We start from the raw sequence: 13,814 nt of genomic DNA on the forward strand, positions 1-13,814 counted from the left end.
CGGCCGTTGTTGCGGCGCGCTGCCCTTCGCTTTCGGCGGAAGCGGGGGGCAGCGCGCATTTTTGCCGGCGCGTGCTTCCGGGCAGATTGATAACTTGCCGGCCCAATTCCCCCCATCCTTCTATGATCAACAAAGTAGTGGCCGACGCGCAGGCTGCGCTGCAGGGCCTCACCGACGGCATGACGCTGATGCTCGGCGGCTTCGGCCTGTGCGGCATTCCCGAAAACAGCATCCAGGAAATACTGCGCCTGGGCGTGACGAACCTGACCTGCATTTCCAACAACGCCGGCGTCGACGACTTCGGCATCGGGCTGCTCTTGCAGCAGCGGCAGGTGAAGAAGATGATTTCCAGCTACGTGGGCGAAAACGCCGAATTCGAGCGGCAGCTGCTCTCGGGCGAGCTGGAAGTAGAGCTGATTCCGCAGGGCACCCTGGCCGAGCGCTGCCGCGCGGGCGGGGCGGGCATTCCGGCCTTTTTCACTCCGGCCGGCTACGGCACCGAGGTGGGCGAAGGCAAGGAAAGCCGCGAGTTCAACGGCAAGATGTACCTGCTCGAAACCGCCCTGCACGCCGACTACGCCCTGGTAAAGGCCTGGAAGGGCGACACGGCCGGCAACCTCATCTACAAAGGCACGGCCCGCAACTTCAACCCGATGATGGCCACGGCCGGCAAAATCACGGTGGCCGAGGTGGAGGAGCTGGTGCCCGCCGGCGAGCTGGACCCCAACCAGATTCACACGCCGGGCATCTACGTGCAGCGCATTTTCCAGGGCAAAGACTACGAAAAGCGCATCGAGCAGCGCACGGTGCGCGCCGCGGCCAACTAAGCCCCGCCGCTCCCGCCCTACCTGCCCCCGATGAAACAGGCTGCTTACCTCCTGCTGCTCGCCCTGAGCCTGGGCCCCGCGGCGGGCTGCCACACGGCAGCCCCGGCCACGGCGGCACGCCCGGCCGCCCGCACCCTGGTGGCGCGGCCCCGCCCGCTGCCCGGCCTCGACCAACTGCTGCAGGAGTACGTGAGCACCGAGCGCGTGCCCGGCGCCATTGCCCTGGTCGCGCAGGACGGCCGGATCATCTACCGCAAGGCCTTCGGCTACGACGATGTGGCGGCCAAGACGCCGCTGCGGCCCGACGCCATTTTCCGCATTGCCTCGCAGACCAAGGCCGTGGCCAGCGCGGGCCTGATGTTGCTCTACGACGAGGGCAAGTTTCAGCTCGACGATGCGGTCAGCAAGTACCTGCCGGCCTTTGCCCACCCGCAGGTGCTGGCCTCGTTCAACCCCCAGGACAGCAGCTACACCGCCGGGCCGGCCAAGTCGGAAATAACCATTCGGCAGCTGCTCACCCACACCTCGGGGCTGGGCTACCCGGTTATCGGCAGCAAGGAGGCCCGCGCCATCTACGCCAAAGCCGGTATTCCGAGCGGCATCGGCACGCCCGGTGGGCTGCTGACCACCTCGATGGATAAGCTGGCCCGGCTGCCGCTGCTGCACCAGCCCGGGGAGCGGTTTACCTACGGGCTGAGCGTGGACATGGTGGGCCGGCTGATCGAAGTGCTCAGCGGGCAGCCGCTGGACCAGTTTCTGCGCCGCCGCCTGTTCGAGCCGCTGGGCCTGCGCGACACCTACTTCTACTTGCCCGCCGACCGGCAAAACCGGCTGGCCGTGCTCTACACCGAAGACCCGCAGAGCAAGAAGCTGGTGCCGGTACCGCCCGCAGGCGGCGTGATGGGCCCGATGACGCCGGACTACCCCAAGCAGGCCGGCACCTACTTTTCGGGCGGGGCGGGCCTCTCGTCCACCATCGACGACTACGCCGTGTTTTTGCAGATGCTGCTCAACGAGGGCGAATACGGCGGCCGGCGCCTGCTGCAGCCCGCCACCGTGCGCCTGATGACCACCAACCAGATGGGCGCGCTGGAGCAGGGCGGCAACAAGTTCGGCCTGGGCTTCAGCATCATGACGGCCGCCAACGCCGACAAATCCGGGCTGTCGGCCGGCAGCTACGAGTGGGGCGGCATCTTCGGCACCACCTACTGGGTCGACCCCGAGCTGAAGGTGGTGGCCCTGCTCTACACCCAGAAATACCCCAACACCACCGCCCGCGACCTGCCCGCCAAGTTCAAGCAGCAGGTGCGCGCGGCCCTAACTTCCCCGGCCCCCGTGGCCAAATAACCCGCTACGCTCCCACCCTCATGCTTGACAAACACGGCATTGCCCGGCGCATCGCGCAAGAAGTAAAAGACGGCTACTACGTCAACCTCGGCATCGGCATTCCCACGCTGGTGGCCAACTACATCCCGCCGGGCATCAACGTGGTGCTGCAGTCCGAAAACGGGCTGCTGGGCATGGGCCCCTTCCCCACCGAGGCCGAAGTGGACCCCGACCTGATCAACGCCGGCAAGCAGACGGTGACCACGCTGCCCGGCTCCAGCATCTTCTCCTCGGCCGAGTCGTTCGGCATGATTCGCGGGGAGCACGTGGATTTGACCATCCTCGGCGCCATGGAAGTATCGGAGCGCGGCGACATTGCCAACTGGAAGATTCCGGGCAAGATGGTGAAGGGCATGGGCGGCGCCATGGATTTGGTGGCCTCGGCCAAAAATATCATCGTGGCCATGCAGCACGTGGCCAAGGACGGCTCCTCGAAGCTGCTCCCCGACTGCACCCTGCCCATCACCGGGCTGCGCTGCGTAAAGAAAATCGTGACCGAGCTGGCCGTGCTCGACGTGACGCCCGACGGCTTCGTGCTGCGCGAGCGGGCCCCGGGCGTATCGGTGGAGCAGATTCAGCAGGCCACGGCGGGCCGGCTGGTGGTACCGGCCGCCGGCGTGCCCGAAATGAGCGTGTAACGAGCTGGTACTCCGGCGGCCCGATCCGGGCGCAGGGCTCCGCGCGGCTTCGGCCGCGCGGAGCTTTTTTGTACCGCCGCGCCGCTGCGTATCTTGCTGAGCCCTAACTGCCCCTAGTCGCCTATGCGTCACATCTACCCGCTTGCCCTCCTACTGCTCGGCGCCGCGCCCCTGGCCCAGGCCCAGGTGGCCCAGCCCATCATCGACCGCACCGACCTGCCCGTCATCGGCGACACGCTGCGCATCAGCCAGGCCTCGCCGGTGCTGCCCGCTTCGGCGCCCCCCCTCACGCGCCGCGGCGTCGGCCAGACCTGGAACTACGCCGCCCTCACGCCCACGGCCCAGCGGGTGGAGCGCTACGCCAATATCAACACCACGGCGACGACCCTGCAGTTTGCTTTTGGCCCCCTAGGCGGGGTGAACCGCGCCACGCTGGTGTCGCCGCAGACCCTGCCGGCCCTCGGCGCCGGCCTGCCCATCAGCGACCCGGTGGAGTTCTACAACCTCTCGAACGCCGATTTTCGCTCGGTGGGCTTCGGGGCCACGGTCAGTGGCTTCGGCCTGCCCGTCACGTACCGGAGCCAGGCGCTGCAGGACGTTATTTATCGTTTTCCGCTGAGCTACAACTCCCCGGCCGACTCCAGCAACTCGTTTTTTGAGACGCCCTCGGCCATTGCCAGCACCGGCTACCTCTCGCAGCGCCGCAAGCGCGTGAACCGCCCCGACGCCTGGGGCACGCTCACCACGCCCTTCGGCACGTTCCAGACGGTGCGGGTGGTGACGCGTATCGAGGACCACGACAGCCTGGCCGTGGGCGGTATGCCCGGCCAGGGCCTGACCCTGCCGGTGCGCCGGGAGTACAAGTGGCTGGCCAAGACCATTCACGTGCCGGTGCTGACCATCACCACCAACGTGGTGAATGGCCAGGAAGTCATTACCAGCGTGGAGTACCGCGACATCTACCGCCGCATTCAGCTGCCGACCGCTGCCGCCGCGGGCAAGACCGCGGCCCCGCTCACGGCCTGGCCCACCGCCGCCGCGGCCGGCACCGCCGTGCAGCTGCAGCTGCCGGCGGCGGCCGAAGTAGAGGTAACCGACCTCGCGGGCCGGCTGCTGGGCCGCTTTCAGCAGCCCCGGGGCACTTCGGCGCTGCCGCTGAATGCCGCCTGGCAGGGCACCCTGCTGCTGCGCGTGCGGCAGGCCGACGGCGCCACAGCCGTGGGCCGGGTGGTACGGTACTAGCCTGCTGCCGCCCACCGGCGGCACCCGGCAAAACGGCGGTATCGGCGAAACAAAGCGGCCCGGCGGAACACCGCCGGGCCGCTTGACGTTGCTAGCAACTGCACGCGCCGCAGCCTGTACCTTTGCCGGGCGCGTTTCACCTTCCGCAATCATGGCAACGACTCCTTCCGCCAAATCCAACGGCCAGGCCAAAAAGGCCGCCGATAAATCCGATAAGAAAACCGGGGCCACCATCGTGGCCACCGTGGCCGGCGAGGAGCCCACCCCGGCCACCTCAGCCACCGCCGCCGCCCACAAGCTGGTGCTGCGCGCCCTGCGCCGCTCCGACTACAAGGCCGTGCGCGTCATCATGGACCAGGTGTACTCCAACATGGAGGGCGCCTGGGAGCAGGACGAGTACAACGCCCTGCTCAAGAAATTCCCCGAGGGCCAGATCTGCATCGAGGACAACGGCCGGGTGGTGGCCGCGGCCCTGGCCATTACCGTGCAGTACTCCGACTTCGGCGACCGGCACACCTACGCCAAGATTACCGGCAACGGCAAGTTCAACACCCACAACCCCGACGGCGACACCCTCTACGGCGTGGACGTGTTCGTGGACCCGGAGTACCGCAACCTGCGCCTGGGCCGCCGCCTCTACGACGCGCGCAAGGAGCTGTGCGAGAGCCTGAACCTGCGCGCCATGGTGGCCGGCGGCCGCATCCCCGGCTACGCCCAGTACGCCAGCGAGATGACGCCGCAGAAGTACGTGGAGATGGTGCGCAACAAGGAGCTGACCGACCCCATCCTCACCTTTCAGCTGGCCAACGACTTTTACGTGCGCAAGCTGATCCGGGGCTACCTGCCCTACGACGGCGACTCCAAGGCCTACGCCACCCTGCTGGAGTGGATCAACGTGTACTACGACGAAGACTCGGAGCGCCTGATCGGCAACCAGAAGTCCAACGTGCGCATCGGCATCGTGCAGTGGCAGATGCGCGGCACCAAGAGCCTGGAGGACCTGTTTCAGCAGATCGAGTTCTTCGTCGACACCGTGTCGGGCTACAAGGCCGACTGCGTGATGTTCCCGGAGTTCTTCAACGCCCCGCTGATGGCCCTGACCAACGAGGATTCGCCCTCGGTGGCCATCCGGGCCATGGCCGCCTTTACCGAGCCGCTGAAGGCCAAGTTCATGGAGCTGGCCGTGAGCTACAACATCAACATCGTGGCCGGCTCCATGCCGCTCTACACCGACGGCAAGCTGCACAACGTGGCCTACCTCTGCCGCCGCGACGGCACCGTGGACGAGCAGTACAAGCTGCACGTAACGCCCGACGAGGCCAGCTACTGGGGCATGCGCGGCGGCAACAAGCTGGCCTGCTTCGACACGGACTTCGGCAAAATTGGCATCCTGATCTGCTACGACGTGGAGTTCCCGGAACTCTCGCGCATGCTGTCGGATGAGGGCATGAAGATTCTGTTCGTGCCGTTCTGGACCGACACCAAGAACGCCTACCAGCGCGTGCGCCTCTGCGCCCAGGCCCGCGCCATCGAAAACGAGTGCTACGTGGCCATTACCGGCTCGGTGGGCAACCTGCCGCGCGTCGAGAACATGGACATTCAGTACTCGCAGTCGGCCGTGTTCAGCCCCTCGGACTTCGCCTTCCCCCACGACGCCATCGTGGCCGAGGCCACGCCCAACACCGAGATGACGCTCATTGCCGACCTCGACCTGGACTTGCTCAAGGACCTGAACACCTCCGGGGCGGTGCGCAACCTGCGCGACCGACGCAAGGACCTCTACTCGGTGAGCTGGGTGAAGAAAACCGAGCGCGACGACGAGCTGCTGCACCAGGGCGAAGACCGCACCGGCGGGCGCATCGGCCGCAAAAACAAGCTGCAGCACACGGCCGGCTAATTCGCGGCTGGTGACTTACCAACGGCGCGGGAGCGGGTCGCAGGACCGGGCTTCCGCGCCGTTGGTTATTTTCGCTGCCCGATGCTTATCCGTTTGTTTATTCCGCTGCTGGGATTGATGCTCTGCGGCGGCCGCGTCAGCGCCCAGCATGCGCTCAAGCCTGGCCGCAACAAGTACGAGCGCGGCACGCTGCGCGACAAGCGGCCCGTGGGCCGCTGGGACTATTTCGACGAGCACGGACAGCCCGAGCTGACCTTCGACTACGATTCCAGCCGCATCGTCTTCGCGCGGCCCGACACGGCCCGCTACTGGCTGCAAACGACCAGCGGCTGGCAGCTGCTGCGGCCGGCCCGGGCGCCGCGCCTGCTCGGCAGCTTTGCCCACGACATGGCGCAGCTGGCCCGCGGCCTGCGCTACCCGCCCCAGTCCTTGCTGGGCGGGCGCGAGGGGCGCGTCGTCATTTCGTTCGTGGTTGGCCCCGACGGGCAGACCCGGAACTTCCTCATCGAGCAGAGCCTGGCGCCCGACTGCGACCAGGAAGTGTGGCGGGCGCTGAGCCAGCACTTTTATGCGTGGATACCGGCCGTGCACCTGGGCCAGCCGGTGGCGGCAAAGTATTACTTGCTGGCCACGTTTCGCATCGGCGATTCGCCCGCGCCGGTGAAGCCCCTGCCCCAGCCGCAGGCCCCCGGCTACGGCCACTGCCTGGGCGAGGTGGTCGTGACGGGAAACGTGCACCTACAGGCGCGCTAGGGCCGGTCAGGGTACTTACCCAAGAGTAATTTCAACAACGCGGCGGTAGAAATGACCGCCGCGTTGTATTTTTAGAAATCGATGCCGCGGCGCGCGCCGCCCGGCCGCCCGCTTGCCCTTCCCCTACTTTTTGCGAACTGTTCTGCCCGTGAGGAAAACCTCTACTCTGCTGCCGCTGGCAGCGTTAGGCCTGTTGCTGCCCTTCGCGGGCCTGCAGGCCCAAACCACCGCCCCCGACCAAAGCGCCTTCCAGCGCGTTCAGCAGACCCGCAGCCAGTGGGCCGGCAACGGCGTCGCGGCCGAAGACCTGCGCCTCACCGATGCCTACACCGAAGCCAACGGCCTGGAGCACGTGTACGTGCAGCAGCTGCACCGCGGCATTCCGGTGTACAACCGCATCCTGCCGCTGACCTTCGTGCGGGGCCGGCTGGCGCACCACGCCGGCAGCTTTGTGCCGGCCAAGCCGCTGGCCGCGCTGTCGGCCACGCCGGCCGTAGCGGCGGCCGGGGCCGTGAGCCGGGCCGTGCGGCACGTGCTGCCCGGCGGCGCCGAGCCCGCGCTGCTGCGCAACGAGGGCGGCCCCGAAGCCCGGCAGATCTTTGCCGCGGCCGGCGTGGCCAAGCGCGACATCGTGGCCAGCCTGGCCTGGGTGCTCGACCCGGCCGGCCGCCCGCACCTGGCCTGGAACGTGAATATCGACCTGCTCGACAGCCCCGACTGGTGGAACGTGCAGGTGGACGCGGCCAACGGCACCATCATCAGCCAGGACAACTGGACGGTGCAGGAACGCTCGTCGGCCGACGCGGACCACTGCGCCACGGCAACCGGGGCCGCCGCGGCCGGGCGCAGCGCCTACGCGGCGGCGTACCTGCCGGCCAGCACCGCTACGGCCTCCTACTTTGTGGTGCCCTACCCGAAGCTGAACCCCAACAGCGCCGGCGGCATGCAGACGGTAACCGACCCGTGGCTGAACGCGGGCGCGGGCAACGCGGCCACCACCCACGGCTGGCACTACGACGGCGCCAGCGACTACGCCTTCACCCGCGGCAACAACGTGTCGGCCTACGACGACGCGGCCCGCCTGAACGCCCCCGGCAACTACGCCAACTCGACCACCACCGGCACCACGCTCACCTTCGGCTTCACGCCCGACTTCACGCAGGCACCCTCGGTGGTGGTCAACCGCAACGCGGCCGTTACCAACCTCTTTTACTGGAACAACATCACCCACGACGTGCTGTACCAGTACGGCTTTACGGAGGTGGCCGGTAACTTCCAGGCCAGCAACATCGGGCGCGGCGGCAACGGCAACGACTACGTACGCGCCGAAGCCCAGGACGGCAACGGCGTCAACAACGCCAACTTCAGTACCCCGCCCGACGGCAGCAGCGGCCGCATGCAGATGTACCTGTGGAACGCCGCGGCGCCCACCATCACGGTAACGGCGCCGGCCGCCATTGCCGGCTCGTACACCTCGCGGGAAGGCAACATCAGCACGGCCAACAAGCTGGCCAACCTCGGGCCGGTATCGGGGCAGCTGGCCCTGTACGTGGACGCGGGCAGCAACCCGGCGACCAACACGGGCTGCGCGGCCCACAGCGGCCCCTCGCTGGCCGGCAAGATTGCCCTGATCATTCGCAACGGCACCTGCGGCTACACGCCTCGGGTGAAAAATGCCCAGCTCGCCGGCGCCGTTGGCGTGGTGGTCATCAACAACGTGGCCGGCACGCCCATCGTGATGACCGGCTCCGACAACACCATCACCATTCCGGCCGTGATGATTTCGCAGGCCGCGGGCGCCACCATCATGGCCCGCGTCAGCGACGGCGTGGAAGTGACGCTGCCCCGCCCCGGCCCGCAGCTCGACGGCGACTTCGACAACGGCATCATCGTGCACGAGTACGGCCACGGCGTTTCGAACCGCCTGACGGGCGGGCCCTCCGCCGCCAGCTGCCTCGGCAACGCCGAGCAGGGCGGCGAAGGCTGGAGCGACTACCTGGCGCTGATGCTCAACACCGACTGGTCGACGGCGACCATCAACGACGGCCCCGCCGCCCGCTCGGTGGGCACCTACGCCGTGGGGCAGGCCAATACGGGCACGGGCATCCGCCGCTACCCCTACTCCACCCTGCTGAGCGTGAACCCGCTTACCTACAACCACATGGCCGCCAACCCGGAGGTGCACGCCATTGGCGAAATCTGGACGGCTGCGCTCTGGGACATGACCTGGAACATCATTCAGCAGCAGGGCAGCATCACCGGCAACTTCTACAACGGGGCCGGCACCGGCGGCAACGTGGCCGCGCTGCAGCTGGTGATGCAGGGCATGAAAATGCAGCCCTGCATGCCCGGCTTCCTCGACGCCCGCGACGCCATTCTGGCCGCCGACTCGCTGCTCTACAACGGGCAGTACCAGTGCTCGATCTGGCGCGCCTTCGCCCGCCGGGGCATGGGCTACAGCGCCGTGCAGGGCTCCTCGAACAGCGCCATCGACCAGATAGCGGCCTTCGACATGCCCCCGCCCGTAACGCTGCAGAAAACCGCGGCCCTGATGGCCGGCAACACCTTCGACGTGACGCTGCAGCTGAACTGCAACTGCTCGGTGCCCACCACGGCCTACACCCTCACCGACCAGCTGCCCACCGGCATGCAGTACGTGAGCAGCACGCCCGCCGCCACGCTCAGCGGCAATACGGTCACGTTCCCGAACATTCAGTTTACCACCGCCGGGCAGGTGAAAACCTTCCGCTTCCGGGCCCAGGCCCTGGCCGCGGCCACCTGCGCCCCGGTGCTGCCCGTCAACGACGACCGGGATGCCAACACGCTCGGCGGCTTCACCAGCGCGGCCCTGAGCGGCGGCACCAACTGGACCAGCAGCACGGCCATGGCCAGCAGCCCCACGCACGCATGGTCGGCGCCGGCCCCCACCACGCCGGTGGATTACGTGCTGACGTCGGCGCCATTCACGCCGACGGGGCTGTCTTCGCTCTCGTTCAACCACTTCTACAACTTCGAGGCCGCCTACGACGGCGGCTCGGTGGAGCTGTCGACCGACAACGGCACGACGTGGACCAACGCGGCCCAGTACTTCATCGAAAACGGCCCGAACACCACCTTCGACGCTTCCACGCCGGGGGCGGGCCAGGCCTGCTTCTCGGGCCGCAGCGTGACGGGCAGCAGCAACGCCTTCATTCGCTCGGTGCTGAACCTGACCTCGTTTAGCGGCCAGGCGCTGCGGGTGCGCTTCCGCGTCCGCACCGACACCGGTAGCCCGGGCGTCTTCCAGGGCTGGTTTGTTGACGACATTCAGGTGGCCAACGGCTGCGGCGGCACCCAGCGGGTGGAGCTGCGCGACGCCAGCAACGCCCTGGCCGGCAGCGCCAGCATCATGACCTACCTGCTGCCCGCCACCACCACGGCCCAGCAAAGCGCCCTGGCCCAGGCCCTGCAGTTCACGGCCCAGCCGAACCCCTTCGGCGCCGCCGGCCTGCGCCTGAACCTGACGGTGCCCGCCACCCTGACCCAGGTAAGCTTCAGCATCTACGACGTAGCGGGCCGCCTGCTGCTCAGCCGTCCGGCCGAGCGCCTGCAGGTCGGCGCCAACTCCATCAACTGGAGCGAATCGGCGCAGCTGCCAGCCGGCCTTTACCTGGTGCGCGCCCAGCTGCCCGACGGCAGCAGCACGGTGCTGCGCGTGGTGAAGGAATAACCGCCCGTCCCGCAACAAGCAAAAAGGCCCGCTGCAGCTGCAGCGGGCCTTTTTGCTTGTTGCGGGACGGGCAAGCGGCGCGGCCTGCCGGGCGCGCTTAGGCGTCGGTATCCGACCACTCGCCGGGCTTGGCCTGGTGAGGATTGGCGGGTTCGTCGGTAGCCCAGTTGCGGGTGCCGCTGTGCCGAAACCGGTCGTCGCCGTGGTGGGTATCGTCGACTTGGGGCGGCATTTCCTGGCCGTAGCGCGGCTGGAAGCCTTCGGGTTGCGCGGTAGGGGCAGCGCCTTCGGGGTGGCCAAACTCGCCGTAGTTCGGAGCATTGGTATGGCCGGCGGAGGGCTGCCCCGTCTGGCCGGCTTCGGGATGCTGCTGGGCAGCTTGCTGGCCGCGGCGCAGGTTTTCGGCGTTGTCTTCGGCACCAAGGCCGTGGAATTCGTCGGGGTTTTGGCGGAAGCTGGATTCGTCGTTCATCGGAAGGGAAGCCGGGTGGAATGCTACCGGCCCGGCCCTTGGCCATACGCAAGCGGCAAGGGGAAGTTGGTGCGCCCGGCGGCCCGTCAACTGGTACTGTTCAGCTGGTTGCCGGAGTTACCGCTCGGCCGTCTGGCCGGCCAGGTGGGCGTAGTCGCGCAGCACCACCAGCAGGAACTCGTGGTCGGGCAGCTGGCTCTGAATGCCGGTGAGCTGCCGCACCCGCTGAGCCACGTCGGCCAGGATGTGAGTGGCACCGCGCTGCTCGCTCTGCGTCACCAGCTCCTGAATCAGGCGCACGTCGTGGTCGGCCAGGTGAGCCACTTCGGGGTAGGTCACGCGGTACAGCGGGTCGTAGTCGGAGCCGAACAAGGCGTTGTCGGCCACCACGGAGCGGCGGTTCAGGCGCACCACGGTGGTGCCGGCGGCCATGTCGCCGAGGCGCTGCCCGCGGCCGCTGCCCAGGATGCTGGCCATGGCCACCACCCCGTACAGCAGGTCGATGTCGACCAGGCGCAGCACCCAGCGCAGCAGGTACTGGGTGAAGCGCGGCGGGGCGCCGTTGAGGCTGATGACGCGGATTTTCAGGGCCCGCTTGCCAATGCTCTGGCCTTGGAAGAATACCTCGCTGAGCAGGTGGTAGAGAAACAGCGGCAGCAGCACCAAGGCGAAGATGGAAATGACGAAAGCCGGGCTCCCGCCGCCCGCCCCGTTGGTGTCCAGGTGCAGCACGTAGAGGTTGATGAGCACCCAGGCAATGACCCAGCCGACCATCATCACGCCGTCGAGCAGGGTGGCGGCAATTCGCTCCCCGACGGAGGCGGTTTCGTATTCGAGGGTGACGTTCTGGGTGGTGGGAATGCGCAACAGGGCCATACAGCGCCGGCAAATAGTTGGATACTACCGTCAAAAGTATCATCTTCCGGGCACGTTCTACGCCCGATTCCGATGGTCGGGCGGTTCTTTATGCGCGAAGTTGTATTCATCCGCCGCAACCAGGAGCGGTGGCATTCTTACGAACACCAGCCGGCGGCCACGCCCGAGGAACTGGCCGCCCGTTTCGTGGCCCTCACCGACGACCTGGCCTACGCCCGGACCTTCTACCCCACGGCGCCCGTTACGCAGCACCTGAATCAGCTGGCCAGCCGCTTCCACGAGCAGCTGTACCGCCGCCCGGCAGCCCGGCGCCGCGGCTTCGGCTACTTCTGGCTCACGGAGCTGCCCCTGCTGGTGGCCCGGCACTGGAAGCCGCTGCTCACCGCGCTGGTGCTGTTTCTGCTGTTTGCGGGCCTGGGCGCGCTGTCGGCCGCCGAAGACGACGCCTTCGTGCGCCTGGTGCTCGGCGACGGGTACGTGAACATGACCCTGGAAAACATCCGCCGCGGCCGCCCCACCGACGTGTACGGCACCGCGCCCGAGGTCGAGATGTTCCTCTTCATTGCCTACAACAACGTGCGCGTGGCGCTGGCCACCTTCGCGCTGGGCGCCACGGCCGGGCTGGGCACGCTCTACCTGCTGTTTCGCAACGCGGTGATGGTGGGCAGCTTCCAGTACTTTTTCATTGCGCAGGGGGTGGGCCTGCGGGCGTCGCTGGCCATCTGGCTGCACGGCACCATCGAAATCAGCTGCATCGTGCTGGCGGCCGGGGCCGGGCTGGTGCTGGGCAGCAGCCTGCTCTTTCCGGGCAGCTACCCGCGCGGCGAGGCCCTGCGCCGCGGCGCCCAGGATGCCATGAAGCTCATGGCCGGGCTGGTGCCGCTCATCGTGCTGGCCGCCTTCCTCGAAGGCTTCGTCACGCGCCTGGCCCCGCGCCACCCAGTGGCCATCAGCGCGCCGGTTATTATCCTGTCGCTGGTGCTGATCGGGGGCTACTTCGTGGTGTATCCGTGGCTGTTGCACCGCCGGGCCCGGCGCAGCGGCTTTGTGCTGCCCGATGCCGACGCCGAGGCGCCCTGATGCTGATTTTTTTCTTTATTTCTCTGCCTATATGAGCACCTCTACCACCGTTTTGGCGGATGCCGCCACCACCTTCAGCCAGCCGGCCGACTTTTACCAGACCCGCGACTTCGGCCAGAAGTGGGAAGCCACCGCGCAGCTGCTGCGCCAGCACGGCCGCGTGCTCTTCGCCGCGCTGCTGCGCTACACCGGTCCCTGGCTGCTGCTGGGCATCATCATCGAAGCGGCCGGCTACGCCACCGGCAACGAAACGGCCGTGGGCTTTGTCGGGGGCATCTGCCAGCGCGTAGCCCTCATCGTGGGCACGGGCATCACCTTCGGGTTTCTGCGCCTGCGCATTCAGCACTACCAAGCGCCCGGGCGCGAGCTGACGGTGGCCGACGTGTGGGAAGCCACCAGCCACACCGGGGCCTACTTCGGCAAGACCATCGTCGGGGGGCTGATTACCACCTTCGCGCTGCTGTTGCTGCTGCTGCCCGGCATTTACGTAGCCGTGGCCCTGACCTTGCTGCCGGCGGTGGTGTTTCTGGAAGCGGACGGCGACCTGTCGCGCTGCTTCAACCTGATCAAGGGCTACTGGTGGTCGACGTTTGCCCTGGCGCTGGTCTACGGCCTGCTGTTCCTGGGCCTGCTGCTGGTGCCGGCCATGGTGCTGGGCTACTTCATGGCCTCGAACCCCGATAACCGCATCATCGGCATTCCCTTCTCGCTGTTTACGGCCGCGGCCATGTTCTTTCTGAACCCGGTGATGAACGTGCTGATGGCCTTCAACTACTTCAGCATCGTGGAAGCCAAGGAAAGCCCGGGCCTGGAGTGGCGCGCCGCCCAGCTGGGCGAAGCCGCCCCGGCCCCGGCTGCCAGCAACGACTACCGCTACGCGCCCGACGACGAGCGGCCGCTGTAACTGTTTTTTCACCCTGAATTTACTTCGCGC

The 13,814-nt window shown here is 67.4% G+C and carries 11 protein-coding genes; 9 read left to right on the forward strand and 2 right to left on the reverse strand.

Annotated elements, in window-relative coordinates; translation table 11 throughout:
• Positions 1–122 precede the first annotated feature (122 nt).
• The 7 genes from DLM85_RS16890 to DLM85_RS16920 all read left to right on the forward strand — a co-directional run bounded on the left by DLM85_RS16890 (position 123) and on the right by DLM85_RS16920 (position 10,452).
• Positions 123–827 (forward strand): CoA transferase subunit A, encoded by a 705-nt coding sequence (locus tag DLM85_RS16890; RefSeq protein ID WP_111479298.1) that lies wholly within the window; start codon positions 123–125, stop codon positions 825–827.
• 30 nt (positions 828–857) lie between these two features.
• Complete coding sequence (locus tag DLM85_RS16895; RefSeq protein ID WP_111479299.1) at positions 858–2,174, forward strand: serine hydrolase domain-containing protein; 1,317 nt, start codon at positions 858–860, stop codon at positions 2,172–2,174.
• A 20-nt stretch (positions 2,175–2,194) separates the two neighbouring features.
• Positions 2,195–2,851, forward strand: a complete 657-nt coding sequence (locus DLM85_RS16900; protein WP_111479300.1) for a CoA transferase subunit B — start codon at positions 2,195–2,197, stop codon at positions 2,849–2,851.
• A gap of 123 nt (positions 2,852–2,974) precedes the next feature.
• Entirely contained in the window at positions 2,975–4,093 is a 1,119-nt protein-coding gene (locus tag DLM85_RS16905; protein ID WP_111479301.1) for a hypothetical protein, read from the forward strand.
• A 151-nt stretch (positions 4,094–4,244) separates the two neighbouring features.
• On the forward strand, positions 4,245–5,990 hold the full coding sequence (locus DLM85_RS16910) for a bifunctional GNAT family N-acetyltransferase/carbon-nitrogen hydrolase family protein (protein WP_207891046.1): 1,746 nt from the start codon (positions 4,245–4,247) through the stop codon (positions 5,988–5,990).
• An 81-nt stretch (positions 5,991–6,071) separates the two neighbouring features.
• Positions 6,072–6,743, forward strand: coding sequence for an energy transducer TonB (locus DLM85_RS16915; protein WP_111479302.1), 672 nt, complete (start codon positions 6,072–6,074; stop codon positions 6,741–6,743).
• A gap of 148 nt (positions 6,744–6,891) precedes the next feature.
• Positions 6,892–10,452 carry a M36 family metallopeptidase gene (locus DLM85_RS16920; protein ID WP_133257115.1) on the forward strand — a complete coding sequence of 1,187 codons (3,561 nt, stop codon included), beginning with the start codon at positions 6,892–6,894 and terminating at the stop codon, positions 10,450–10,452.
• A gap of 97 nt (positions 10,453–10,549) precedes the next feature.
• On the opposite strand, the gene DLM85_RS16925 is transcribed toward DLM85_RS16920, so the two are convergent.
• Together DLM85_RS16925 and DLM85_RS16930 are read right to left on the reverse strand one after the other, a co-directional pair.
• Positions 10,550–10,924 (reverse strand): hypothetical protein, encoded by a 375-nt coding sequence (locus tag DLM85_RS16925; RefSeq protein ID WP_111479304.1) that lies wholly within the window; start codon positions 10,922–10,924, stop codon positions 10,550–10,552.
• 117 nt (positions 10,925–11,041) lie between these two features.
• Entirely contained in the window at positions 11,042–11,800 is a 759-nt protein-coding gene (locus DLM85_RS16930) for an RDD family protein (RefSeq protein ID WP_111479305.1), read from the reverse strand.
• A gap of 90 nt (positions 11,801–11,890) precedes the next feature.
• Here DLM85_RS16930 and DLM85_RS16935 point away from each other — a divergent pair, with 90 nt between their 5' ends.
• Entirely contained in the window at positions 11,891–12,880 is a 990-nt protein-coding gene (locus DLM85_RS16935; RefSeq protein ID WP_111479413.1) for a stage II sporulation protein M, read from the forward strand.
• 31 nt (positions 12,881–12,911) lie between these two features.
• A complete protein-coding gene (locus DLM85_RS16940; protein WP_111479306.1) occupies positions 12,912–13,784 on the forward strand; it encodes a hypothetical protein in 873 nt (290 codons plus the stop codon).
• The last annotated feature ends 30 nt before the right edge of the window (positions 13,785–13,814 follow it).

Source organism: Hymenobacter edaphi (assembly GCF_003258365.1).
GTDB lineage: Bacteria > Bacteroidota > Bacteroidia > Cytophagales > Hymenobacteraceae > Solirubrum > Solirubrum edaphi.

Coding starts and splice junctions, on each gene's coding strand:
- DLM85_RS16935 (WP_111479413.1), top strand. CDS start 11,891: ATGCGCGAAGTTGTATTCATCCGCCGCAACCAGGAGCGGTGGCATTCT.
- DLM85_RS16890 (WP_111479298.1), top strand. CDS start 123: ATGATCAACAAAGTAGTGGCCGACGCGCAGGCTGCGCTGCAGGGCCTC.
- DLM85_RS16895 (WP_111479299.1), top strand. CDS start 858: ATGAAACAGGCTGCTTACCTCCTGCTGCTCGCCCTGAGCCTGGGCCCC.
- DLM85_RS16915 (WP_111479302.1), top strand. CDS start 6,072: ATGCTTATCCGTTTGTTTATTCCGCTGCTGGGATTGATGCTCTGCGGC.
- DLM85_RS16910 (WP_207891046.1), top strand. CDS start 4,245: ATGGCAACGACTCCTTCCGCCAAATCCAACGGCCAGGCCAAAAAGGCC.
- DLM85_RS16900 (WP_111479300.1), top strand. CDS start 2,195: ATGCTTGACAAACACGGCATTGCCCGGCGCATCGCGCAAGAAGTAAAA.
- DLM85_RS16940 (WP_111479306.1), top strand. CDS start 12,912: ATGAGCACCTCTACCACCGTTTTGGCGGATGCCGCCACCACCTTCAGC.
- DLM85_RS16930 (WP_111479305.1), bottom strand. CDS start 11,800: ATGGCCCTGTTGCGCATTCCCACCACCCAGAACGTCACCCTCGAATAC.
- DLM85_RS16925 (WP_111479304.1), bottom strand. CDS start 10,924: ATGAACGACGAATCCAGCTTCCGCCAAAACCCCGACGAATTCCACGGC.
- DLM85_RS16905 (WP_111479301.1), top strand. CDS start 2,975: ATGCGTCACATCTACCCGCTTGCCCTCCTACTGCTCGGCGCCGCGCCC.